The sequence below is a fragment of the Chlamydia felis Fe/C-56 genome (assembly GCF_000009945.1).
Lineage (GTDB): Bacteria > Chlamydiota > Chlamydiia > Chlamydiales > Chlamydiaceae > Chlamydia > Chlamydia felis.
Map to the genome: position 1 here is coordinate 351,518 of NC_007899.1, position 23,788 is coordinate 375,305.

Below are 23,788 nucleotides of genomic sequence, written 5' to 3' on the forward strand. Positions count from 1 at the left end.
AACCTGCTTTCTTATTCGTTATCACTGATGATATAGTATGATTTCAGGAGGCAACACATGCGTGTGGCTGTTTTGGGAGCTACCGGGCTGGTTGGTCAAAAGTTTATAGCGCTCTTGCATAAATGGTTTCCTTGGCAGATTTGTGAAGTTGTTGCTTCCGCAACAAAATATAGTCAGACTTACGGTTCTGCATGTATGTGGCAAGAGGCTTTAGGCCCTATGCCTGAAAGTATGGTTCGTGTGCCTATTCGTAAAATTGAGGAGATCGAGTCTGATATTATAGCATCTTTTTTACCGGAGCCCGTTGCAGAGTCCCTAGAGACGTATTGCTTGTCTCAGGGGAAGCTAGTTTTTTCTAATGCATCAGCCTATAGGATGCACCCTGCAGTTCCTATTATCATTCCAGAAGTAAATCAGGATCATCTGCAACTTGTGGATAAGCAGCCCTTTTCTGGGAAAATAATTACAAATTCTAATTGTTGTGTTTCCGGTATTGCCCTAGCTTTAGCCCCCTTAGGGGAATTCGGTATAGATCGAGTAAATATTGTTACTCTGCAGTCTGCCAGTGGAGCTGGGTATCCTGGTGTTTCTTCTATGGATGTTTTGGGAAATACAGTTCCTCATATAGTAGGAGAAGAAGAAAAAATTCTTAGGGAAACATTAAAGATTTTAGGAAAATGTGAAGAACCTGCGGATTTCCCTATAACGGTTACCGTGCATCGTGTTCCTGTGGTTTATGGACATACATTAACTTTGCACGTGACTTTTCTTGATGCTGTCGATATTAAAGATATTCTCTATAGTTATCATTGTAGGAACTCGGAATTTCCTGAAACATATAAGCTTTATGATTCTCCTTGGCACCCACAAGCAAGAAAAGATCTGACAGATGAGGATATGCGTGTGCATATCGGTCCCATTACTTACGGTGGAGATGCTCGAACAATAAAGATGAATGTATTGGTACATAATCTTGTTCGAGGGGCTGCGGGCACTTTGTTGAAAAATATGCACAACTACTGTTTTCAGAATTCTGGAGAATATGCATGCTCCCAGTAGTGTACAAATTTGGTGGGACGAGTTTAGGAACTGCAGAAAGTATCAAAAAGGTATATGATATTGTCTGCAAAAATACACCGCGTTTTATTGTTGTCAGTGCTGTAGCGGGAATAACAGATCTATTAGATCTATTTTGTGCTGTTTCTAGAGAATCTCGCGAACAAATCATTTTCGATATTGCGAAGAAACATAATGAAATTATCCGTGATCTACAACTCATATTTTCTATATCTCCCTCGATGGAGAGATTGTACAATTGTGTAGATAAAGAAGAAATTTCTCCTAGCGATCGTGCGGAGATTCTTGCTTTAGGTGAGGACATATCTGCTTCTTTATTTCAAGCCTTCTGTCGTAGTAATAACTTCTCTCTAGAGTTTTTAGAAGCAAGAACTGTCATACTAACGGATGATGAATATGATCGTGCAACTCCTGATGTTTTTCGTATGCACTCAAACTGGCAGACTCTTAATTTGCAAAGAGATGTTTGCTACATCACACAAGGATTTATAGGGGCTAATTCTTCTGGAAAGACGACTTTATTAGGTCGAGGAGGAAGTGATTTCTCCGGAGCTTTAATTGCAGAAATGAGCAATGCTAGGGAAGTACGTATTTATACCGATGTTAACGGTATTTACACTATGGATCCTAGGATTATTAAAGATGCTCAACTCATTCCCGAGTTGAGCTTTGAGGAAATGCAAAATCTTGCAACATTTGGCGCGAAGATTCTCCATCCTCCTATGCTTTCTCCTTGCGTACGCGCAGGAATTCCTATTTTTGTAACTTCTACGTTTGATGTCTCTAAAGGGGGGACGTGGATCTATGCTATGGATAAAATTGTAGGCTATGAACCACGTGTAAAAGCTTTATCTCTACGTCTGCATCAACGTTTGTGGTCGGTAGACTGTGGTAATTTGGGAGCTGCAAGCTTAGATAAGGTGTTATCTATATTAGAAAGTTATCGTGTTTTTCCTGGATTGATAACATCTCAAGATAGTGCGGTATCTTTTACAACAGATGATGATGATGTTTCCGACAATGTTATTAGAGATCTTTATGGTCAGCTATCTAGCATAGGTTCAGTTCATATGCTTTATGACCTAGCCTTAATTACTATGATCGGTTCTGGATTGGCTTCAACAAAAGTCGTAACAACAGTTACGGAGAAATTACGCAACTATCTTTCTCCAGTTTTTTGCTGTTGCCAAAGTTGCATGGCTTTAAACTTGGTGGTTCCTGAAAATCTCGCAGGAAGTATTGTAGAACAACTCCATAATGATTATGTTAAGCAAAAGTTTTCTGTAGTATAATAGCTGATCATTATGAAATTACTTACAGCGAGTGTCACCCCATTCCTTCCTAATTATGATATAGATTTTCTAAGTGTTGAAAAGTTGCTGCATTCTCAAGAAAAAGAAGGCAATGGTGTTGTTCTACTTGGAAGCACAGGAGAAAGCTTAGCGTTAACAGTACAAGAAAAGGAAAAACTAGTTGCCTATGCCTGCTCTTTGGATCTCAAGATTCCTATAATTGTTGGTGTTCCAGGAACCTCATTACATGAAGCTTCTGCATGGGTGAGTTTATGTCAGTCGTATCCTGTTGATGGTTTTTTAATCACTAGCCCTATTTATACTAAACCCGGGATTCAAGGCCAGATTTTGTGGTTTGAATCCATCTTAAATATTACGAATAAACCTGCGATTCTTTATAACATCCCCTCTAGAGCTGGATCTCCGATATATTTAGAAACCGTACGCGCTTTGTCCGGCCATCCTTTTTTCTACGGTATCAAAGATTCAGGAGGCTCTATAGACAGATGTCGGGAATATACACAAGTATGTCCTAATCTCATTATCTATTGTGGAGATGATGGTCTATGGCCACAAATGCATCAGTGCGGAGCTCGTGGATTAATTTCTGTTTTATCTAATAGCTGGCCAAAAGAAGCTCATAACTATGTAGAAGATCCTTTTAATAAGAATAATTCACTGTTATGGTGCGAGCTCGTTAGCTGGATCAATCAAACAACCAATCCTATATCTATTAAAGCGATGTTAGCCTACAAGCAGGATATCGCATACGATATTTTGCGTTTGCCTTTGTCTATTAAGGATTTGCAGAATAAAAAAGTCTTGCCTGTGCTTGTGGAAAAAATGTCACAATGGTCACAAATATGTGAATGCGTGTTCACATAGTTTTCAAAGAGAAAATCATATATTTTCAATAGTTTGCTCTTTAAGTTTTTTCGTCCTTTCTTGTTGATTTTAAATAATTTAGATTGCATCTTTCCTTGGCGATTATCTCTTTTTCTCTACCGAATGACATATGCATCGACATAATGAAATTCTTATATTGCCTAGACGAACTGTTCAACCCGAACCTAAGCTAAATCCAAGGCGGGCAATGTGCAAGCTGAACTTGATAAATCTCATTGTAGACATCCTTAAGTTGGATAGAATGAATGGCTTGTTAGGAAAAATAGGAATAACGCGGCTATCTATGTTTGTTTATCACGGAGTGCTGATGTTTATCACGATAGTTTATATATCGATTTCTTGCGTTTTACGCGTTTTATGCATGCTCCGTTGCTGTGAGGGTAAATATCACAAATCAAGAGAACATTGTTGCCTTTAGAAGAAACTGGGGGCTTTTTGCTTTTTAAGATGTGTTACATGTTTGTTTTCTCTTGTTTTAATTTTCTTTATTTTATTTATAAAAACTTCAGGTTTTCTTCTAGGTGATTTTGTTTGCATTTTCGTTGTTTATTCCCTACAATTCTCCTCGGATTTGAGAAGACGGATTCATTTTAGAAGTGAGACAGAAGCGTTTACAATGAAGAAATATTTAATATATAGTTTAACTGTTTTGTTATGTTGTAGTAATGTTTTTGCAGAACACATAGATACTATTGTGCATGAGCCTTTTGCAGGTCTGAGTTCTAGAGTGGATTATTGTTTTGATTCTATAAGCGATGAGGATAAAGAAGCTCTGACTGAACGGATAGATTCCTTGTTTCTAGTTCTAGTGGAGGAAGGCCAGGATTTATATCGTGATCTTGCTCTTATATGTAAAAATAAGAATCTAGAATTAGAAAATTGTCAACAAGCTGTAGAACTCATGAAAGAGACTCCTTCAGGACAGAGGATTCTGCAAGCATGTAAGGACATTTTCTTCTGTCTACAACTCCCGGATGAAGAGATAAATAACGAAAACCTCTCCTTCAACATCCTGTTACAAAAACTTGATGAACTGACCTAACTCTGGAGACGACATCAATGTTCTAAAGAGTTGGAGTATGCTTACAAAGACCTTGAAATGCGAGAAAGAGAATTGGAATTTAAAAAAGATCTTCTTGCATGGCAGAAAGAGAAAGCAGATAAAGAGCTTGCGTGGAAGCGTGAAAAGTGGGCTAGAGACATGATAGCGACTAAAAAATAAGAACAAACACTATAGTTTGGCGAGTTTGTAAAAGTATCTGCGATTTTTTCGCAGATACTTTTTTTGTTTTGAGGCCAGAGCCATTGGAATGTTATTGTAGAAATGTATTGAAGTTTGTTGTCGCAGAATGTTGTTATTAGTGGCTACACATTGAACTTACTTCGTTTTGCAAAAGGAGTTCTTCAGCGAGCTTAAGTATGTATTAAAGTTCTCTGTTGTTTTTGTTGCATAGAAGAGAGTTAAGGATTCGGTGCTTGGCTCTATAACAACTAGCATCGTCTTGACACTAAGAGCTTCCGTCTTGTCTTTATGAGATTCTCTATCGAGAGTATATTCTAAAAACAAATGTTAAGAAATCCTTTTAGATGCGTTCCTATTTAAATAATAATAAATTCACAATTAATCAATTGTGGGTTTGTTATTAAAAGAATATATGTTTGGGTTGAGTTTTCTTTTATAGGGTGGTGAAGGATGTTTCAAGATTCAGAAATTGACAAGAGTTAGTGTAAAGCTACAGAATATTCCCTTGATGGTCATCAAGGGTAATGATTAATTAGGAGGGGTATGAGTTATAGCCTAGTAAAGAAGTCTTGGTTGTCAGAGATACTAAGTAATTCGATAGTTAAAATCTTCGGGGGATCTATTTTTCTTGCTTTATTAGCAAAAATTACCTTGCAGCTTCCTTTTACTCCCGTTCCAATAACTTTTCAAACTCTGGGGATTTATTGTATTGGTGTTGCTTGCTCTCCAATAATCGCTGTTGGTAGTGTTCTGGCTTATCTTTTAGAAGGATTATTCCTTCCTGTGTTTTGTAGTTCAGGATATGGTATAGCTGCATTTTTTGGCCCAACAGCGGGGTATTTATATGCTTTTCCTATGGCAGCAGCGTTTATATCTCTGTTGTATCGTCGATTTAGATCTCCTAATGTATGTATGTTAGCCTCGATTCTTGCTGGAGCTGCGCTCGTTATGATGGCTCTAGGATCGTTCTGGCTCGCTTGTTATTTCTATGTGACATCCATAACAGACTCTATAAATCTGATTAGAGGTTTCCAATTAGGGGCCGCACCATTTATTCTCGGAGAAATTTTAAAAATACTCCTAGTGATTAAAGGTAGATCCGCTGTTCATTTCTTTCGCAAACACTACTTCTAATTTTTATTAAAAATTATTTTAGAAAAAGGTTCTACATAAGTAGAACCTTTTTTATTTAGATGCATGATCCCCAACAAATCTTCTGAATTGGTTGCTGTTGAATTTCCATGTAGGGGAATACATCCCAGCTTGTGATAAACATTTTAAAGTTGTTTTGTTTTTTCAGGGACTCGATTGGAGCGCAGTTCTTTATTTTAGTCTCGCCGCCATAAGCTAAATCGGGAAAATATCGTGCTGACAGTTGGACTAGAAAGTAAATTTTTAAAGATTGGCAGGTCTAGACCTGATTTTTAGAAATCAAAATGCATTAAGACAACAATGCACAAAAGACAGTGACGAAGAGACATAGAGAGTGAACTTGGGGCAGACAGGATTCGAACCTGTGACCAACGGGTTATGAGTCCGTGGCTCTAACCGCTGAGCTACTGCCCCGTGATTAAGAGAGCGGATATTAACATATAAGCATCTGATAAGCAAGAGATATCCATCATCTAATCCGAAGATTTGAGATAGCGTACAGAAATTTGCTTCATACGCATATACAGAGATTCCCCGCCATTTACTCTTCCAATAGATAAGTATTGGCTAAGTTGGTCGAAAAATACAGGTTTACAGGTTAATATCGTAACGGGGGTTTCTCCGGAATATACCTCAGAAAATAATGCGGCTATTCCAGAAGAAATCAATGCTTCCGTATGTGTGAAAAAGAATAAGCGTCCCTCTTGATGCACTTCATAAAGATACAAATCACTTTGACAGCCTAATACAAGGTGCTCTCGTGTGATTTTGCTTTTATCAAAACTATTTGAGCGTGATCCAAAGTTTAGAAGAGTGTCATACAACGTATCTTTATGAAACTTTTCAGGAAAAAGCATTTGTGAAATGAGGAGCTGTTTTTTCAAACAGCCAGAATGATGTAGTGGGCATGCTGACGGTTCCAAACTATTCCTCAACAACACGATTTGGCTCTTGTCTTAGGTAAGTTAAAGTTTGCGATAGGGAAAGAATTCTTTGATTTGCAGAAGCAATAACAAGATCCGGATCGCTAAAATGTAGATGATCTTGATGCTGCATTTTAGGCATGTCGAATATATAGGGCAAGGGCGCATTCATTTGCAATTGAAGTGAATGTAGTGTACTAGTCATTTGCGGCGTATTTTGTTGCGTCGCTATAGCAGAAAGTTGCTTCTGCATAATCATTTGATTTTTAACTAGTTGATAGAAGTTAATTGCTTTTTGAATGTTCGCTACTTTTTTATCAAAAGCGGCTCGATCCGCAACATAATTATCGTCATCACGTAAACGTAACCCATAGGAGATCAGAATACTAATCTGATTCCCTATGCAAGCACCAATCGTAAATCCTACAGCCTCAGGAATAGCATAAATCAGAGAAGATATCGAAGCTATAATCGTCGCTAGCAGAATTTGACGAGTGCCGTTAGGGTCAAGCTGTTGCAGCCCATAATTCATCAGATTCCAAAGGCTATTCGTGTTTTTATATTTGTTCTTTCTATCTAAAACATTTGCCGTAAAAATACCAAAAACAACGCCTATACCTAACCCTATGCCAAGCCATATGGTTAACGTAACCGCCATAACATGATGACAAGCTAATATTAAAGCCCAGGCAAGAATATACAGTAAAATATACTTCCAGTTGTCTCGAAGGAATAAACTAATTTTTTCTCCTACAGAACGGATGTGGTCCATACATGTTTTTGGAGAAGGACGGTAGGGTAAAATTTTTAAGTGAGAAAGAGGAGGATGAGAAGATATATTAATTCCGTTAATCTTGCTTTCAGGTAGCTGAGGACTCTCTATAGGAATATTCGTAGATTCACTAAGATTTTGCGTGCTTACTACATTCTCCAAGCTAGTAGGAGAAGAAGTTCCAAAAGTAACAGAAGATGTCATTCTATTTTATTAAAGATAATTAAGTTGCTACATAGTAAAGTAAATAGATTTTAGTTGTAAATGTTGTAATAAAAATTTTCTTTCGGTCCAAAAACATTCTATACGTTTTTGCGATATTTAGGCTGTCCGTGAAAGGCGTTTGACTTTTTCTATGTACTGAATATAATTCTGCTGCATTTATGGATAGGGCAGAAAGGGATAAGCCCTATTCTCTAAAAAGACCAAATCTGCCCGTCTGGCCAGTCTTTAATATTGAGATGCCTTTGGCCGAGAGGATTTTGTTTAAGGATAATTAATACATGGCAAAAAAAGAAGACACTATCGTGCTTGAGGGTAGAGTGCAAGAACTCCTTCCCGGGATGCATTTCAAAATATTATTAGAGAATGGCATGCCGGTCACAGCTCATTTATGCGGTAAAATGCGTATGAGTAATATCCGCTTGCTTGTTGGAGATCGAGTCACTGTTGAAATGTCGGCCTATGATCTAACGAAAGCTAGAGTGGTATATAGACATCGTTAACTGTTTTCTATTGATGTTTTAAAATAAGTGACATAGACTAGGCAATTCTCTGAGCCGTTATGAAACAGTAAATATAGGCCCAGATAGCTCAGTGGTAGAGCACTTGCATGGTAAGCAAGCGGTCGTAGGTTCAATTCCTATTCTGGGCAGAAGCAATGGTTGGAGTAAAATTAATTTAATGAGGATTCTGAAATGTCAAAAGAAACTTTTCAACGTAATAAACCCCATATCAATATAGGGACCATTGGACACGTTGACCACGGTAAAACTACGCTAACAGCTGCAATTACACGCGCGCTGTCAGCAGAGGGGTTGGCTAATTTTTGCGATTACAGTTCTATTGACAATACTCCTGAAGAAAAAGCTAGAGGAATTACTATCAACGCATCTCACGTTGAATACGAAACCCCTAACCGTCACTACGCTCACGTCGACTGTCCTGGTCACGCTGACTACGTTAAAAATATGATTACAGGTGCAGCTCAAATGGACGGAGCAATTCTCGTTGTGTCCGCTACTGACGGTGCGATGCCTCAAACAAAAGAACATATTCTTTTAGCAAGACAGGTTGGGGTTCCTTACATTGTTGTTTTCCTCAACAAGATTGATATGATTTCTCAAGAGGATGCCGAGCTTGTTGACTTGGTTGAAATGGAGTTATCCGAGCTTCTAGAAGAAAAAGGCTACAAAGGTTGCCCTATCATCCGTGGTTCTGCTTTGAAAGCTTTAGAAGGTGATGCAAGTTATGTTGAAAAAATTCGCGAGCTAATGCAAGCAGTAGATGATAACATCCCTACGCCAGAGCGTGAAATTGATAAGCCTTTCTTAATGCCTATCGAAGACGTCTTCTCTATTTCTGGTCGTGGTACAGTAGTAACTGGCCGTATTGAACGTGGAGTTGTTAAAGTTGGTGATAAAGTACAGATCGTTGGTTTAAGAGATACCAGAGAAAGTATTGTTACCGGCGTAGAAATGTTCAGAAAAGAACTTCCAGAAGGACAGGCAGGGGAGAACGTTGGATTGCTTCTCCGAGGTATCGGTAAGAATGATGTTGAGCGTGGTATGGTTATTTGCCAACCTAACAGCGTAAAATCTCATACTCAATTTAAAGGTGCTGTTTATATCTTGCAAAAAGAAGAAGGTGGACGCCATAAGCCTTTCTTCACCGGATATAGACCTCAATTCTTCTTCCGTACAACAGACGTAACTGGTATTGTAAACCTTCCAGAAGGAACAGAGATGGTTATGCCAGGGGATAACGTTGAAATCGATGTTCAATTAATTAGCCCCGTAGCTCTAGAAGAAGGTATGAGATTTGCTATTCGTGAAGGTGGTCGTACAATCGGCGCTGGAACGATTTCAAAAATTATTGCCTAGTTTAGGTAATTTTATAAGCATGATTAGGGCGTCGGTCTTAATCATGCTTTTGGGTGTGTAGCTTAGTTGGTAGAGCAGTGGCCTCCAAAGCCGCCGGTCGGGGGTTCGACTCCCTTCGCACCCGTTTTAGACTTAGTTTTTGATCTAGAAATTCGCTTATGAAACAACGCACTCACCAAAAGACACTTTCTAAAATAATAGCTAAAGCTAAAAAGCAAGAAGGATCAGGCTTTCTAGATGAAATTAAAAAAATCGAATGGGTCAATAAACGAGATCTTAAAAGATACGTTAAAATTGTGATCGCCAGTATTTTTGGCTTGGGTTTTTCTATATATTGTGTGGATTTGGTGTTTCGTAAGTTACTTACACTGTTAAGTAGTATAACAAGCTTTTTGTTTGGTTAGTTGCATGTTTAAATGGTATGTCGTTCAAGTTTTTACGGCTCAAGAGAAAACAGTTAAAAAAGCTTTAGAAGATTTTAAAGAATCTTCTGGAATGACGGATTTTATACAAGAGATTGTCTTGCCTATAGAAAACGTTATGGAAGTAAAAAGAGGTGAACATAAAATCGTTGAGAAGTTCATCTGGCCGGGATACTTGTTAATCAAAATGCATCTTACAGATGAGTCTTGGCTATACGTAAAAAATAATCCCGGTGTTGTTGAATTTTTAGGTGGAGGAGTTCCTCTAGCCTTATCTGAAGATGAAGTAAGAAATATTTTAAAGGATATCGAAGAGAAGAAAGCGGGAGTTGTTCAAAAACATAAATTTGACATTGGGTCTAGAGTCAAAATTAATGATGGCGTTTTTGTAAACTTTATCGGTGTTGTTTCTGAGGTTTTCCATGACAAAGGGCGTCTCAGTGTCATGGTATCCATCTTTGGAAGGGAAACTCGTGTTGATGATTTAGAGTTTTGGCAGGTAGAAGAGGTGGCTCCGGAACAAGAAAGTGAATAAGAGTAAGAAAATCTGTGTATTCTTATTCTCCATCTTCTTATAATTTTAGTTTTTCGTTTCCTCCTCGTTATTCGTAGAGGGGTGTCAAGATAGAGTAAGGTTTAGTATGTCGAATAAAAAGGTGATTAAGTTAATTAAACTGCAAATTCCTGGCGGTAAAGCCAATCCAGCCCCTCCAATAGGACCAGCTTTAGGTGCTGCTGGCGTAAATATTATGGGTTTTTGCAAAGAGTTTAATGCTGCAACGCAAGATCGTCCTGGAGACCTGTTGCCTGTAGTAATTACTGTTTATTCAGATAAAACTTTCACATTCATAACCAAACAACCTCCCGTATCTTCATTAATCAAAAAGGCTTTGAATTTAGAATCTGGATCCAAGATTCCTAACAGAAATAAAGTTGGAAAATTGACTCAGGAGCAAGTTACAGCCATTGCCGAACAAAAAATGAAAGATATGGACGTCGTTCTTCTTGAGTCTGCAAAACGCATGGTAGAAGGAACAGCCCGAAGTATGGGTATAGACGTCGAGTAAATTGTAATAGGGCTGCATAATTATGACAAAACATGGAAAACGTATACGAAGCATCTTAAAAAGCTATGATTTTTCAAAGTCATATTCTTTGCAAGAAGCTATAGATATTTTAAAACAATGCCCCACAGTGCGCTTTGATCAAACTGTCGACGTATCTATTAAATTGGGCATAGATCCAAAGAAAAGTGATCAGCAAATTCGAGGATCTGTTTCTTTGCCTAATGGCACGGGAAAAACTTTAAGAATTCTTGTTTTTGCTGCTGGAGAAAAGGCTAAGGAAGCACTAGATGCTGGAGCTGATTTTGTGGGTAGTGACGATCTTGTCGAAAAAATTAAAGGTGGTTGGGTAGACTTTGATGTCGCAGTCGCAACTCCAGACATGATGCGTGAAGTTGGAAAGTTAGGAAAGGTCCTAGGGCCTAGAAACCTTATGCCCACACCTAAAGCTGGAACAGTAACCACAGATGTGGTCAAGGCTATTGCTGAATTGCGTAAGGGAAAAATTGAATTTAAGGCAGACCGTGCTGGAGTATGCAATGCTGGTGTGGGTAAGCTATCTTTTGATGGACAGCTTCTTAAAGAAAATATTGAAGCTCTATGTTCTGCTTTAATTAAAGCTAAGCCGCCTGCAGCTAAGGGGCAGTATCTAGTGTCATTTACCGTTTCTTCAACCATGGGACCTGGTATTTCTGTTGATACTAGAGAGTTAATGGCGTCTTAATTCAAGAGGGAAAATGAAAGAAGAAAAGAAGTTACTTCTTCAAGAGGTAGAAGAGAAAATCTCCGCATCCCAAGGTTTTATTTTATTAAGATATCTTGGATTTACGGCTGCGCATTCTAGAGAGTTTCGTAATTCACTCTCTGGAGTTTCTGCAGAATTTGAAGTGTTAAAAAAGAGAATTTTTTTCAAAGCTATACAAAGTGCTGGTTTTGATATAGATTCTTCAGATACGAGCGGACATCTAGGCGTAGTGTTTGCTTATGATGACGCTGTTTCTGCTGCAAAACAAGTTTTAGATTTTAATAAACAACATAACGATTCACTAGTTTTTCTCGCTGGACGAATTGATAGCGCCAACTTGTCTGGCAAAGAAGTAGAGGCTGTTGCCAAATTGCCTTCAATGAAAGAACTAAGACAGCAAATTGTTGGGCTAATAGCTGCTCCGATGTCTCAGGTCGTTGGAATTATGGGCTCGGCTCTTTCTGGTGTTGTTTCCTGTATCGACCAGAAAATACAAAAAAACTAAGAAGAATGTTAAAACTCTCAAATTAAGTAAGGGTGACAAAAGTGACAACACAAAGTTTGGAAACTTTAGTAGAGATGTTAAGCAACTTAACAGTACTCCAATTGGCTGATTTAAAGAAAATGTTAGAAGAAAAATGGGATGTCACTGCCGCTGCTCCTATGGTGGCTGTTGCCGCTGCTGGTGCTGCTGCTGAAGCTGCTCCTGCTGAGTCCACAGAATTTGCGGTGATTTTAGAAGATGTTCCTGCTGATAAGAAAATTGGCGTATTGAAAGTTGTTCGTGAATTAACAGGATTAGCTTTAAAAGAAGCTAAAGAAATGACAGAAGGCTTACCTAAGACTGTTAAAGAAAAGACTTCTAAGTCTGATGCTGAAGATACTGTTAAGAAATTACAAGAAGCTGGAGCAAAAGCTTCCTTTAAAGGCTTGTAATTTATAGAAAAGAAAAATCTATGAGAGATTTTTCTTTTCTTTTTTTTATCATGTATACAATCGTAATGCTCCCTTAGCAGGCATACGTAGGCTTGTTTAAGGGAAGTCTTTTGGCATCACAATAGTCTTTTAGGAGAGCTCGCATGTTCAAATGCCCGGAGCGGGTTAGCGTCAAAAAAAAGGAAGACATCTTAGATCTTCCAAATCTTATTGAAATTCAAATTAAGTCATATAAGCAATTTCTTCAGATTGGGAAGCTTGCAGAAGAGCGCGACAATGTCGGCTTGGAAGAAGTTTTTAGAGAGATCTTTCCAATTAAATCTTATAATGAAGCTACCATTTTAGAGTACCTGTCTTATAATCTGGGTGTACCGAAATACTCTCCAGAAGAGTGTATTCGTCGAGGAATCACCTATAGCGTAACCTTAAAAGTTCGCTTCCGCTTGACCGATGAAACAGGGATCAAGGAAGAAGAAGTCTACATGGGGACTATACCCATTATGACGGATAAGGGTACCTTTATTATCAATGGTGCTGAAAGAGTTGTCGTTTCTCAAGTACACAGATCTCCGGGAATTAACTTCGAACAGGAAAAACATTCTAAAGGAAATATTTTATTCTCTTTCAGAATCATTCCTTATCGAGGTAGTTGGCTAGAGGCTATTTTTGACATCAATGATTTAATTTATATCCATATTGATAGAAAGAAACGACGTCGTAAAATTTTAGCGATGACGTTTATTCGCGCTCTGGGTTATTCATCTGATGCTGATATTATTGAGGAATTTTTCCAAATAGAAGAATGCTCTTTAAAAAGTGAGAAAGATTTTTCTGTTTTAGTCGGTAAAATTTTAGCTGATAACGTTCTAGACGAAGCCTCTTCTTTAGTCTACGGAAAAGCAGGGGAAAAGCTCAGCACGGCAATGCTAAAACGTATGCTGGATGCTGATATTTCAACTTTAAAAATTGCTTTAGAGGCAGATGAGAATCACCCTATCATCAAAATGTTGGCGAAAGATCCAACAGACTCTTATGAGGCTGCTTTAAAGGACTTTTACAGAAGATTGCGTCCAGGAGAGCCTGCAACATTGGCAAATGCACGATCTACGATTATGCGCCTATTCTTCGACCCTAAGCGCTATAACTTGGGAAGAGTGGGGCGTTATAAGTTAAATAGAAAACTCGGTTTCCCGATGGACGAAGAGTCTCTATCTCAAGTTACATTAAGGAAAGAAGATGTTATCGGCGCTTTAAAATATCTTATCCGTTTAAAAATGGGTGATGAGAAAGCCTCTATCGATGATATCGATCATTTGGCTAACCGTCGTGTACGCTCTGTAGGGGAACTCATTCAAAACCAATGTCGTTCTGGTTTGGCGCGAATGGAAAAAATTGTTCGTGAAAGAATGAATCTTTTTGATTTTTCTTCCGATACCTTGATTCCTGGAAAAATTATTTCCGCCAAAGGTCTTACAAGCGTTTTAAAGGACTTTTTCGGTCGTTCTCAACTGTCTCAATTTATGGATCAAACCAATCCTGTAGCGGAATTGACGCATAAACGTCGTTTGTCAGCTTTGGGGCCCGGAGGCTTAAATAGAGAAAGAGCTGGATTTGAAGTTCGTGACGTGCACGCAAGCCATTACGGGCGTATTTGTCCAATTGAGACTCCAGAAGGACCAAACATTGGTTTAATCACCTCTCTATCTTCTTTTGCAAAAATTAATGAATTCGGATTCATTGAAACCCCCTATCGTATTGTTAGAGATGGTGTTGTTACAGATGAAATCGAGTACATGACTGCCGATGTCGAAGAAGAGTGTGTAATTGCTCAGGCTTCTGCGAATCTAGATGAATACAATATGTTCACAGATCCTGTATGTTGGGCAAGGTATCGGGGAGAAGCTTTTGAAGCTGATACAAGCACCGTTACACATATGGACGTTTCTCCAAAGCAATTAGTTTCGATTGTTACAGGTTTAATTCCATTTTTAGAACATGATGACGCTAACCGTGCTCTCATGGGATCAAACATGCAACGTCAAGCTGTGCCTTTATTGAAAACAGAGGCTCCTATAGTTGGAACAGGGTTAGAGGCACGAGCAGCTAAAGACTCTGGTGCTATTGTTGTTGCTGAAGAAGACGGGGTTGTTGAGTACGTTGACGGTTATAAAGTAGTTGTTGCAGCTAAACATAACCCGACACTTAAACGTACCTATGAATTTAAGAAATTCTTAAGGTCGAATTCAGGCACATGCATCAATCAAAGACCCCTATGCAGTGTTGGAGATATTGTAGTTAAAGGCGATGTTATTGCTGATGGGCCCGCCACAGATCAAGGTGAGCTTGCCTTAGGAAAGAATATCCTAGTTGCCTTCATGCCTTGGTATGGATACAACTTCGAAGATGCGGTTATTATTTCTGAGAAACTTATTAAGCAAGATGCCTACACTTCAATTTATATTGAAGAGTTTGAATTGACAGCTAGGGATACAAAGTTAGGAAAAGAAGAAATTACTCGCGATATTCCTAACGTTTCTGAAGAAGTTCTAGCTAACTTAGGTGAAGACGGAATTATTCGTATTGGAGCTGAAGTCAAACCTGGCGACATCCTTGTAGGTAAAATTACACCAAAATCAGAAACAGAACTAGCTCCAGAAGAGCGTCTATTACGAGCTATTTTTGGAGAGAAGGCTGCAGATGTTAAGGATGCCTCCTTGACAGTACCTCCAGGAACAGAGGGGGTTGTCATGGATGTTAAAGTCTTTAGTAGAAAAGACAGACTTTCTAAAAGTGACGATGAACTTGTAGAAGAAGCTGTGCATTTAAAAGATCTGCAGAAAGGATATAAAAATCAAATTTCAGTATTAAAGACTGAATATCGTGAGAAACTTGGAGCATTATTACTTAATGAGAAAGCTCCAGCTTCGATTATTCATCGTCGTACTGCTGATATTTTGGTTCAGGAGGGCACTGTTTTTGATCAAGAGACCATAGAGCTTCTTGAACAAGAGTCTTTAGTTGATCTTCTTATGCCCCCTTGCGATATGTACGATGTCTTGAAGAATCTGCTTTCTGACTACGAAACGTCTTTACAACGCCTAGAAGTTAACTATAAAACAGAAGTTGAGCATATCCGTGAAGGTGATGCTGATCTCGATCATGGCGTAATTCGTCAGGTTAAAGTTTATGTAGCTTCAAAAAGAAAACTCCAGGTTGGAGATAAAATGGCAGGACGTCATGGAAACAAAGGGGTGGTCTCTAAGATTGTCCCAGAAGCTGACATGCCTTACTTAGCTAATGGCGAAACTATACAGATGATCTTAAATCCTCTTGGGGTGCCTTCGAGGATGAACTTAGGCCAAGTGTTGGAAACACATCTTGGTTACGCAGCAAAAACTGCCGGCATTCATGTAAAAACTCCGGTATTTGAAGGATTCCCAGAATCTCGTATTTGGGACATGATGATCGAACAGGGATTACCTGCAGACGGTAAGTCTTATCTATATGACGGAAAGACAGGAGAGAGATTCGATAATACTGTGGTCATTGGCTACATTTATATGTTGAAACTCAGCCACTTAATTGCAGATAAAATTCACGCCAGATCTATTGGTCCTTACTCTCTAGTTACTCAGCAGCCTCTTGGAGGTAAAGCTCAGATGGGAGGTCAAAGATTTGGGGAGATGGAAGTGTGGGCGTTAGAAGCTTATGGGGTAGCTCATATGCTTCAAGAGATTCTCACAGTAAAATCTGATGACGTTTCTGGGCGAACAAGGATTTACGAATCCATTGTTAAAGGGGAAAACCTCCTTAAATCAGGTACACCTGAGTCGTTTAACGTCTTGATTAAAGAAATGCAAGGTTTAGGACTAGATGTTCGTCCTATGGTAGTAGATGCTTAAAAAATCACTTGTTGGAGAAAAACAATAATGTTCGGAGAAGGTTCTCGAGACAATGCCGCTCTATCCAAAGAGAGGCTATTTGATAAATTAGAAATTGGAATTGCCTCAGATATTACTATTCGCGATAAGTGGTCTTGTGGGGAAATCAAGAAGCCTGAAACAATCAATTACCGTACGTTTAAACCTGAAAAAGGTGGACTGTTTTGCGAAAAGATTTTCGGTCCTACAAAGGATTGGGAATGTTGTTGTGGTAAATATAAGAAAATCAAACATAAAGGCATTGTTTGCGATCGTTGCGGAGTAGAGGTAACTCTTTCTAAAGTTCGTCGTGAGCGTATGGCTCATATTGAGCTGGCTGTTCCAATTGTGCATATTTGGTTTTTTAAGACTACACCATCAAGAATAGGTAACGTCTTAGGAATGACTGCTTCTGATCTTGAAAGGATTATTTACTACGAAGAATACGTAGTGATTGATCCAGGTAAGACAGATTTGAATAAAAAGCAGCTTTTAAATGACGCTCAATATAGAGAAGTCGTTGAGAAGTGGGGTAAGGATTCTTTTGTAGCAAAAATGGGCGGAGAAGCTATCTATGATTTATTAAAATCAGAAGATCTTCAAAGTTTATTAAAGGAACTTAAGGATCGTTTGCGAAAAACCAAATCTCAGCAAGCGAGAATGAAACTTGCTAAACGATTAAAGATTATTGAAGGTTTTGTTTCCTCTTCTAATAATCCTGAATGGATGGTGCTAAAAAGTATTCCAGTTGTTCCACCTGATCTTCGTCCGTTAGTTCCATTAGACGGTGGAAGGTTTGCAACTTCTGATTTAAACGATCTATATCGCCGTGTAATCAATCGCAACAATCGTCTAAAGGCTATTTTAAGGCTAAAAACTCCTGAAGTGATCGTCCGCAATGAAAAGCGTATGCTACAGGAAGCTGTGGATGCTTTATTTGATAATGGTCGTCACGGACATCCTGTCATGGGGGCTGGAAATCGTCCTCTGAAATCGCTTTCTGAAATGTTGAAAGGGAAAAATGGACGCTTCCGTCAGAACCTTTTAGGTAAGCGTGTCGACTATTCTGGACGTTCTGTTATTATCGTCGGTCCCGAATTGAAATTTAATCAATGCGGTCTGCCTAAAGAAATGGCTCTCGAATTATTTGAGCCATTCATTATTAAAAGACTGAAGGATCAAGGTAGTGTCTACACTATTCGTTCTGCAAAGAAAATGATTCAACGTGGAGCTCCCGAGGTTTGGGATGTTTTAGAAGAAATCATTAAGGGACATCCGGTCTTGCTTAATCGAGCGCCTACACTTCACCGTTTAGGGATTCAGGCTTTTGAGCCAGTATTAATTGAAGGTAAAGCGATTCGTGTTCACCCACTAGTATGCGCTGCCTTCAACGCTGACTTCGATGGAGACCAAATGGCTGTTCACGTACCATTGTCTATCGAAGCGCAATTAGAAGCTAAAGTTTTGATGATGGCTCCAGATAACATCTTCTTACCATCCTCTGGAAAACCTGTGGCTACGCCCTCTAAAGACATGACGTTAGGTATTTACTACCTAATGGCTGATCCTACCTATTTCCCAGAAGATCACGGTGGAAAAATTAAGATCTTTAAAGACGTTGCTGAAGTATTGCGTGCGTTATATGCAGGTGGATTCCTTGATGATCGCATAGATAACCGTCGTGACGAGACTGGTCGTGGTATCCATATTCATGAAAAGATTAAAGTGCGTATCGATGGTCAGATTATTGAAACCACCCCAGGAAGAGTTTTATTTAACAGAATTGTTCCTAAGGAATTAGGGTTTCAAAATTACAGCATGCCAAGCAAGCGCATTAGTGAATTGATTTTACAATGCTATAAGAAAGTCGGTCTTGAAGCTACAGTACGTTTCTTGGATGATCTTAAAGATCTAGGGTTTATTCAAGCAACAAAAGCTGCGATTTCCATGGGATTAAAGGATGTTCGAATTCCAGAGATTAAGAGTGACATTCTTAAAGAGGCTTATGATAAAGTTGCTGTTGTTAAAAAGCAGTACGACGACGGTATTATTACAGACGGGGAACGTCATTCCAAAACTATTAGTATTTGGACTGAAGTTTCAGAATCCTTGTCCGACGCTCTGTATGTTGAGATTAGTAAGCAAACTAAGAGCAAACACAATCCTCTATACTTGATGATTGACTCCGGTGCGCGAGGTAACAAATCTCAGTTGAAACAGTTAGGGGCTTTACGAGGTTTGATGGCTAAACCAAACGGTGCCATTATTGAATCTCCAATCACCTCGAATTTCCGCGAAGGATTGACCGTTCTTGAATACTCAATTTCTTCTCACGGTGCTCGGAAAGGTCTAGCTGATACAGCTTTAAAAACAGCAGATTCTGGATATTTAACTCGAAGACTTGTTGACGTAGCTCAAGACGTAATTATTACGGAAAAAGATTGTGGAACGTTAAATCATATCGAAATTTCTGCAATTCGCCAAGGTTCTGAAGAGCTCTTACCTTTAAAAGATCGTATCTACGGTCGTACGGTAGCAGAAGATATCTATCAGCCTGGAGATAAGAGCAAGCTTCTTGCTAAAAATGGAGATGTGATTACATCGGCTCAAGCAGAACTTATTGATGATGCAGGTATTGAAAGTATCAAAATTCGTTCCACTCTTACTTGCGAAAGCCGTCGCGGTGTTTGCGCTAAGTGCTACGGATTGAATCTTGCCAACGGTCGCCTTATTGGTTTAGGGGAAGCTGTAGGTATTATTGCCGCTCAATCCATTGGAGAACCTGGAACGCAGTTAACAATGAGAACGTTCCACCTTGGGGGTATCGCTGCTACATCATCAACTCCAGAAATTGTTACAGATTGTGATGGTGTCCTAGTGTATATGGATCTTCGCGTTGTTGTTGGTCAGGATGGAAATCATCTGGTCTTGAACAAGAAGGGAGCAATCCACGTCGTACGTGATGAAGGACGTAGTTTAGAAGAATACAAAAAACTTTTAAGTACGAAATCCATAGAAAGTTTGGAGACCTATCCTGTAGAGCTTGGTGTTAAGATTTTAGTTGGTGATGGTGAGAAAGTTTCCGCAGGTCAAAGAATTGCGGAAGTCGAGCTGCACAATATTCCAATTATCTGTGATAAGCCTGGTTTCGTGAAATATGAAGACTTAGTAGAAGGTATTTCTACAGAGAAAGTCGTCAATAAAAATACAGGATTAGTCGAGCTTATTGTTAAGCAGCATCGAGGAGAACTGCATCCTCAAATTGCAATTTATTCTGATGCAGGATTAACGGAATTGGTTGGAACATATGCTATTCCTTCTGGAGCGATTATTTCTGTTGAAGAAAACCAAAAAGTTGACCCAGGTATGTTATTGGCGCGATTACCTCGTGGAGCAATTAAAACTAAGGATATTACCGGTGGTTTACCTCGGGTTGCTGAATTAGTTGAAGCTAGAAAACCTGAAGATGCTGCGGATATTGCAAAAATCGACGGGGTTGTAGACTTTAAAGGAATTCAGAAAAACAAACGTATTCTTGTTGTTCGTGATGAAATAACAGGAATGGAAGAAGAACACCTAATTCCATTGACCAAACACTTGATTGTTCAACGAGGCGATACTGTGATGAAGGGACAACAGCTAACCGATGGTTTAGTTGTGCCTCATGAAATCTTAGAAATCTGCGGTGTTCGTGAACTACAGAAATATTTGGTGAATGAAGTCCAAGAAGTTTATCGTCTACAAGGTGTGGACATTAACGATAAACACATTGAAATCATTGTTCGTCAAATGTTGCAGAAAGTTCGCATTACCGACCCAGGTGATACAACTTTACTTTTCGGCGAAGAAGTTAATAAGAAAGAGTTTTACGAAGAAAATCGACGTACAGAAGAAGACGGGGGAAAACCTGCTCAAGCTGTTCCTGTCTTATTGGGAATTACTAAAGCTTCATTGGGTACGGAGTCCTTTATTTCTGCAGCGTCCTTCCAAGATACAACTCGGGTATTAACAGAAGCTGCATGTAGTAGTAAAACTGACTACCTTTTAGGATTCAAAGAAAATGTCATTATGGGACACATGATTCCTGGAGGCACAGGGTTCGATACGCATAAGCGTATTAAACAATACTTAGAAAAAGAACAAGAGGATCTTGTCTTTGACTTTGTAAGCGAATCCGAATGCGCTTGTTAGCCGCTTTAAACTTTAACGATAGAAATAGGAGGTTAAGTTTTGATCCATAACCTCCTTGATTGTAATGTTTTTTTTTGGTAGCCTCACCGAAAGACGAGTAGTGATAACAGGGTGTTTATGTCTAGCCAATTCGAACAACTAAAGCTCTTAAGTGTTCTTGTTTGCGATACTGGTGATCCAGAGCTAGTTAAGTCTTCGGGATCCCAAGATGCGACGACAAATCCGTCTCTTATTCTTAAAGTTGCACAAGAACCAAAGTACCAAGAAATGCTCACAGAGGCTATTGCTTGGGGAATTCGACAAAATGGCGATGATGTTCAAACTCTAACTTTTGTTTTAGACAAGATACAAGTGAACTTTGGCTTGGAAATTTTAAAGTGCATTCCAGGTAGAGTTTCTCTTGAGATTGATGCTCGTCTTTCATTTAATACAGAAGCTATGGTACAAAGAGCAATTTTCTTGAGTGAGTTGTTTGTGGCTTCTGGAGGAGATAAGAAACGTCTTCTAGTTAAAATTCCTGGTACTTGGGAAGGAATCCAAGCCGTGGAAATACTAGAAAAGCAAGGCATTTCTTGTAACGTCACCCTTATTTTTAATTTGATTCAAGCTATCGCGGCTGCAAAGGCAAAAGCTACGTTAATTTCACCTTTTGTTGGTCGTATTTATGATTGGTGGATAGCAGCTTATGGAGACGAAGGTTATTCTATAGATACGGATCCAGGTGTAGCATCGGTATCGAATATCTATACATATTATAAGAAGTTTGATATCCCCACACAAATCATGGCAGCCTCTTTCCGCTCAAAAGAGCAAGTATTAGCTTTAGCAGGTTGTGATTTGCTAACGGTTTCTCCGAAATTGTTAGATGAATTGAAAAAAGATCAGTCGTCGGTGACGAAAAAATTGGATGTGGCCGAAGCTAAGAAACTTGATGTTCAGCCTGTTGAATTAACAGAAAGCGTATTTCGTTTCTTAATGAATGAAGATGCTATGGCTACAGAGAAACTTGCTGAGGGGATTCGTATATTTTCAGGCGATACCCAAATTCTTGAAGCGGCAGTTACAGAATTTATTAAGCAAATAGCTGCTCAAGATGCGTAAGAAAAACTGTCTATAAAGTGGTCGACTGCTTTAAAGGCAAATGAAAGAAGATAAGATGAACCATAACTCGTTACTTGTTTTTTCCTGTCCGTGCTGTTGCGAAGGAGAAGTTTCTTTTTCTATATTTAGCTTGGAGGAAGTTCTTTCTTGTAGTTGTTGTTCCTCTACGTATGCTTTCGACTCTTCGATGCGCAATTCTATTCGTCAATTTGCGGCATTGTGCCTAAGAATTTATGAAGCATCTCCTATACTAGGAAATGCTGCCGTTTCCGTATCTGTACAAGATAGCGCCGTGGAAATTCCTTTTCAGTTGCTTTTTTCTAGATTTCCTGTCGTATTTAATTTAACTGTTGAAGGGAAAAAGATAGCCATTCGCTTTATTTTCGATGCTCTTAAGAGAGAAATCTTACATAAAGAGAACGAGTCGTTGGTTTAAAAATCTATTCTATGCCTGTTTGAAGAGCTTTTAAGGCTTCTTCGAGGATGGCATCGCCAGAAGTTGCCTCTTTTGCAGAAAGCTTAAAGGAAGAAACTGTTTTTAAGAAAATTAAGGACACATTAGGGTAATCATCCAAAGTTGCTGTGCTTGTAAAAATATAGGCCTTGTGGTTGATAACAGCAATACCTTGTAAGCAAAAAACCTTCCCCCAGGAAGAATTTTTTTCTGTTTTAATAATAGTAAATTCTCCGTTAGGAGATTGAATATGGGTGAATACAGAGGATTCTAATGTCATATCGTTAGCTTTATGATATGCAAGTACCTCCTCAATATATTCAGATTGGTTTTTTGACGTAATTTCTTGAGCTATATTGATTGTAGGTGTGAGAGCACCTGTTCCTTGGCCAATAAATACGACATCAAGTTTTTCAGGAAGTTGTGTTTTATCATTGATGCACTGCCAGTTGCTGGGAATGCGAATAGAGTATTCATCTCCAGAATAAGAAACCCAAGAAATTAATGGTTTTGCCATTGGTTGTTGCGTTGTTCTTCTACCTTTATTTGCTCTTTTTGCAACGGAAATAACAGATTGAGATCTTTTTAATGCTCTTCTTTGAGAAACGCTTGAGGGGCGTCTGAGGGATTGTTTTGAGTTGCTTTGTGGTGGTCTTTGTGTTTGAGGGCTTGCGCTTATTGTAAGAGACAAACTAGTAAACAGAAAAGAAACAAGAGCATGAAGTTTCATGGAAATCTTTAATTTAATTTTATTTAAATGATCTAATGCTGTAATCTGTTGGGTTAGTTGGATTATAATCGAAAAAAAATTTAAGATAAACTCTGTTTTCTCATGGTAGCAATGATATGGCTGATCTTGGTGCAGAAGACAAATTAAAGCAAATCTGCGACGCTCTACGAATAGAAACTTTAAAGCCTGCTGAAGATGAAGCAGACGCAATTGTGCGTAATGCAAAAGAACAGGCAAAAAGGATTATTGATGAAGCTCAAGAGCGAGCTGCTCAGATTATTGCTTCAGCTAAAGAAGAAGCTGACTTTAAGCTAAGACAGGGAGAGTCTGCTTTAGCTCAAGCGGGAAAGCGTTCCCTAGAAAGTTTAAAACAAGCCGTAGAAAATAAGGTGTTCAAAGAATCCTTGGCTGAATGGCTAGACAATGCTCTGGCTGATCCCGAGGTGTCTGCAAAACTTGTTGCAGCATTGATACAGGCTATAGAAGACAAAGGCATTTCCGGTGATCTTACAGCTTATATCGGTAAACATGTAGCGACAAGGACTGTTAATGAATTCCTAGGGAAGACCATATTAGCAAAACTTAGGGGTAAAGGGGTGGCTGTCGGCTCATTTGTCGGCGGTGTTCAATTAAAAGTAGAAGATAAGAACTGGGTGCTAGATCTTAGTTCGGATACCTTGCTTGATCTTTTAATGCGCTATTTGCAAAAAGATTTTCGTGAAATGATATTTCAGGGCTCCTAGGGTTTTTTCTCAAAT

At 38.9% G+C, this 23,788-nt stretch carries 21 protein-coding genes, 3 tRNA genes and 1 pseudogene; 21 read left to right on the forward strand and 4 right to left on the reverse strand.

Features of this window, described 5'->3' with window-relative positions; genetic code table 11:
• Positions 1-57: 57 nt before the first annotated feature.
• From asd to CF_RS01550, 6 genes and pseudogenes are all read left to right on the forward strand, one after another.
• Positions 58-1,059, forward strand: a complete 1,002-nt coding sequence (gene asd / locus CF_RS01530; RefSeq protein WP_011457857.1) for an aspartate-semialdehyde dehydrogenase — start codon at positions 58-60, stop codon at positions 1,057-1,059.
• Positions 1,047-2,369 carry an aspartate kinase gene (locus tag CF_RS01535; protein ID WP_011457858.1) on the forward strand — a complete coding sequence of 441 codons (1,323 nt, stop codon included), beginning with the start codon at positions 1,047-1,049 and terminating at the stop codon, positions 2,367-2,369. Before asd ends, CF_RS01535 begins: the two co-directional genes overlap by 13 nt.
• A gap of 12 nt (positions 2,370-2,381) precedes the next feature.
• On the forward strand, positions 2,382-3,254 hold the full coding sequence (gene dapA / locus CF_RS01540) for a 4-hydroxy-tetrahydrodipicolinate synthase (RefSeq protein ID WP_011457859.1): 873 nt from the start codon (positions 2,382-2,384) through the stop codon (positions 3,252-3,254).
• A 637-nt stretch (positions 3,255-3,891) separates the two neighbouring features.
• The gene (locus tag CF_RS05290) at positions 3,892-4,317 is read left to right on the forward strand and encodes a hypothetical protein (protein WP_011457861.1); all 426 of its coding nucleotides are present in this window, start codon (positions 3,892-3,894) and stop codon (positions 4,315-4,317) included.
• Between the two features lie 45 nt (positions 4,318-4,362).
• Positions 4,363-4,497: pseudogene (locus CF_RS05335) on the forward strand (hypothetical protein); the annotation flags it as partial.
• A gap of 564 nt (positions 4,498-5,061) precedes the next feature.
• Positions 5,062-5,652 (forward strand): biotin transporter BioY, encoded by a 591-nt coding sequence (locus tag CF_RS01550; protein ID WP_011457862.1) that lies wholly within the window; start codon positions 5,062-5,064, stop codon positions 5,650-5,652.
• A 359-nt stretch (positions 5,653-6,011) separates the two neighbouring features.
• Here the strand turns inward: CF_RS01550 and CF_RS01555 are convergent.
• The 3 genes from CF_RS01555 to CF_RS01565 all read right to left on the reverse strand — a co-directional run bounded on the left by CF_RS01555 (position 6,012) and on the right by CF_RS01565 (position 7,569).
• A tRNA-Ile gene (locus tag CF_RS01555) sits at positions 6,012-6,084 on the reverse strand.
• A 59-nt stretch (positions 6,085-6,143) separates the two neighbouring features.
• A complete protein-coding gene (locus CF_RS01560) occupies positions 6,144-6,593 on the reverse strand; it encodes a SufE family protein (protein ID WP_041467937.1) in 450 nt (149 codons plus the stop codon).
• Between the two features lies 1 nt (position 6,594).
• Positions 6,595-7,569: a hypothetical protein gene (locus CF_RS01565; protein WP_011457864.1), complete on the reverse strand. Its 975-nt coding sequence runs from the start codon at positions 7,567-7,569 to the stop codon at positions 6,595-6,597.
• 299 nt (positions 7,570-7,868) lie between these two features.
• On the opposite strand from CF_RS01565, the gene infA reads away from it, so the two are divergent.
• The 14 genes from infA (at position 7,869) to CF_RS01635 (ending at position 22,282) form a co-directional block, all read left to right on the forward strand.
• Complete coding sequence (infA, locus tag CF_RS01570) at positions 7,869-8,090, forward strand: translation initiation factor IF-1 (RefSeq protein WP_006343365.1); 222 nt, start codon at positions 7,869-7,871, stop codon at positions 8,088-8,090.
• A 77-nt stretch (positions 8,091-8,167) separates the two neighbouring features.
• Positions 8,168-8,239 (forward strand) — tRNA-Thr (locus tag CF_RS01575).
• A gap of 43 nt (positions 8,240-8,282) precedes the next feature.
• Entirely contained in the window at positions 8,283-9,467 is a 1,185-nt protein-coding gene (tuf, locus tag CF_RS01580; protein ID WP_011457865.1) for an elongation factor Tu, read from the forward strand.
• A 51-nt stretch (positions 9,468-9,518) separates the two neighbouring features.
• Positions 9,519-9,591: transfer RNA gene (locus tag CF_RS01585), tRNA-Trp, on the forward strand.
• 34 nt (positions 9,592-9,625) lie between these two features.
• Positions 9,626-9,871, forward strand: a complete 246-nt coding sequence (gene secE / locus CF_RS01590; protein ID WP_011457866.1) for a preprotein translocase subunit SecE — start codon at positions 9,626-9,628, stop codon at positions 9,869-9,871.
• Positions 9,872-9,875: 4 nt separating this feature from the next.
• On the forward strand, positions 9,876-10,424 hold the full coding sequence (nusG, locus tag CF_RS01595; protein ID WP_011457867.1) for a transcription termination/antitermination protein NusG: 549 nt from the start codon (positions 9,876-9,878) through the stop codon (positions 10,422-10,424).
• A 106-nt stretch (positions 10,425-10,530) separates the two neighbouring features.
• The gene (gene rplK / locus CF_RS01600; RefSeq protein ID WP_011457868.1) at positions 10,531-10,956 is read left to right on the forward strand and encodes a 50S ribosomal protein L11; all 426 of its coding nucleotides are present in this window, start codon (positions 10,531-10,533) and stop codon (positions 10,954-10,956) included.
• Positions 10,957-10,978: 22 nt separating this feature from the next.
• Positions 10,979-11,677: a 50S ribosomal protein L1 gene (gene rplA, locus CF_RS01605; protein ID WP_011457869.1), complete on the forward strand. Its 699-nt coding sequence runs from the start codon at positions 10,979-10,981 to the stop codon at positions 11,675-11,677.
• A 13-nt stretch (positions 11,678-11,690) separates the two neighbouring features.
• Entirely contained in the window at positions 11,691-12,203 is a 513-nt protein-coding gene (gene rplJ / locus CF_RS01610; protein ID WP_011457870.1) for a 50S ribosomal protein L10, read from the forward strand.
• 41 nt (positions 12,204-12,244) lie between these two features.
• Positions 12,245-12,634 carry a 50S ribosomal protein L7/L12 gene (rplL, locus tag CF_RS01615; protein WP_041468069.1) on the forward strand — a complete coding sequence of 130 codons (390 nt, stop codon included), beginning with the start codon at positions 12,245-12,247 and terminating at the stop codon, positions 12,632-12,634.
• Positions 12,635-12,777: 143 nt separating this feature from the next.
• Entirely contained in the window at positions 12,778-16,536 is a 3,759-nt protein-coding gene (gene rpoB, locus CF_RS01620; protein ID WP_011457872.1) for a DNA-directed RNA polymerase subunit beta, read from the forward strand.
• 27 nt (positions 16,537-16,563) lie between these two features.
• Entirely contained in the window at positions 16,564-20,745 is a 4,182-nt protein-coding gene (gene rpoC / locus CF_RS01625; protein WP_011457873.1) for a DNA-directed RNA polymerase subunit beta', read from the forward strand.
• 117 nt (positions 20,746-20,862) lie between these two features.
• A complete protein-coding gene (tal, locus tag CF_RS01630; RefSeq protein WP_011457874.1) occupies positions 20,863-21,846 on the forward strand; it encodes a transaldolase in 984 nt (327 codons plus the stop codon).
• Positions 21,847-21,901: 55 nt separating this feature from the next.
• Positions 21,902-22,282 (forward strand): hypothetical protein, encoded by a 381-nt coding sequence (locus tag CF_RS01635; protein WP_041468071.1) that lies wholly within the window; start codon positions 21,902-21,904, stop codon positions 22,280-22,282.
• A 4-nt stretch (positions 22,283-22,286) separates the two neighbouring features.
• On the opposite strand, the gene CF_RS01640 is transcribed toward CF_RS01635, so the two are convergent.
• Positions 22,287-23,030 (reverse strand): hypothetical protein, encoded by a 744-nt coding sequence (locus CF_RS01640; protein ID WP_011457876.1) that lies wholly within the window; start codon positions 23,028-23,030, stop codon positions 22,287-22,289.
• A gap of 116 nt (positions 23,031-23,146) precedes the next feature.
• On the opposite strand from CF_RS01640, the gene CF_RS01645 reads away from it, so the two are divergent.
• On the forward strand, positions 23,147-23,773 hold the full coding sequence (locus CF_RS01645; protein ID WP_011457877.1) for a V-type ATP synthase subunit E: 627 nt from the start codon (positions 23,147-23,149) through the stop codon (positions 23,771-23,773).
• The last annotated feature ends 15 nt before the right edge of the window (positions 23,774-23,788 follow it).

What these genes read in the sequence shown, in the direction of transcription:
- CF_RS01550 (WP_011457862.1), top strand. Translation starts at nt 5,062, where the DNA reads ATGAGTTATAGCCTAGTAAAGAAGTCTTGGTTGTCAGAGATACTAAGT.
- rplK (WP_011457868.1), top strand. Translation starts at nt 10,531, where the DNA reads ATGTCGAATAAAAAGGTGATTAAGTTAATTAAACTGCAAATTCCTGGC.
- CF_RS05290 (WP_011457861.1), top strand. Translation starts at nt 3,892, where the DNA reads ATGAAGAAATATTTAATATATAGTTTAACTGTTTTGTTATGTTGTAGT.
- secE (WP_011457866.1), top strand. Translation starts at nt 9,626, where the DNA reads ATGAAACAACGCACTCACCAAAAGACACTTTCTAAAATAATAGCTAAA.
- rplA (WP_011457869.1), top strand. Translation starts at nt 10,979, where the DNA reads ATGACAAAACATGGAAAACGTATACGAAGCATCTTAAAAAGCTATGAT.
- nusG (WP_011457867.1), top strand. Translation starts at nt 9,876, where the DNA reads ATGTTTAAATGGTATGTCGTTCAAGTTTTTACGGCTCAAGAGAAAACA.
- rplJ (WP_011457870.1), top strand. Translation starts at nt 11,691, where the DNA reads ATGAAAGAAGAAAAGAAGTTACTTCTTCAAGAGGTAGAAGAGAAAATC.
- CF_RS01640 (WP_011457876.1), bottom strand. Translation starts at nt 23,030, where the DNA reads ATGAAACTTCATGCTCTTGTTTCTTTTCTGTTTACTAGTTTGTCTCTT.
- tuf (WP_011457865.1), top strand. Translation starts at nt 8,283, where the DNA reads ATGTCAAAAGAAACTTTTCAACGTAATAAACCCCATATCAATATAGGG.
- CF_RS01645 (WP_011457877.1), top strand. Translation starts at nt 23,147, where the DNA reads ATGGCTGATCTTGGTGCAGAAGACAAATTAAAGCAAATCTGCGACGCT.
- tal (WP_011457874.1), top strand. Translation starts at nt 20,863, where the DNA reads ATGTCTAGCCAATTCGAACAACTAAAGCTCTTAAGTGTTCTTGTTTGC.
- dapA (WP_011457859.1), top strand. Translation starts at nt 2,382, where the DNA reads ATGAAATTACTTACAGCGAGTGTCACCCCATTCCTTCCTAATTATGAT.
- infA (WP_006343365.1), top strand. Translation starts at nt 7,869, where the DNA reads ATGGCAAAAAAAGAAGACACTATCGTGCTTGAGGGTAGAGTGCAAGAA.
- CF_RS01535 (WP_011457858.1), top strand. Translation starts at nt 1,047, where the DNA reads ATGCTCCCAGTAGTGTACAAATTTGGTGGGACGAGTTTAGGAACTGCA.
- rpoB (WP_011457872.1), top strand. Translation starts at nt 12,778, where the DNA reads ATGTTCAAATGCCCGGAGCGGGTTAGCGTCAAAAAAAAGGAAGACATC.
- CF_RS01565 (WP_011457864.1), bottom strand. Translation starts at nt 7,569, where the DNA reads ATGACATCTTCTGTTACTTTTGGAACTTCTTCTCCTACTAGCTTGGAG.
- asd (WP_011457857.1), top strand. Translation starts at nt 58, where the DNA reads ATGCGTGTGGCTGTTTTGGGAGCTACCGGGCTGGTTGGTCAAAAGTTT.
- CF_RS01635 (WP_041468071.1), top strand. Translation starts at nt 21,902, where the DNA reads ATGAACCATAACTCGTTACTTGTTTTTTCCTGTCCGTGCTGTTGCGAA.
- rpoC (WP_011457873.1), top strand. Translation starts at nt 16,564, where the DNA reads ATGTTCGGAGAAGGTTCTCGAGACAATGCCGCTCTATCCAAAGAGAGG.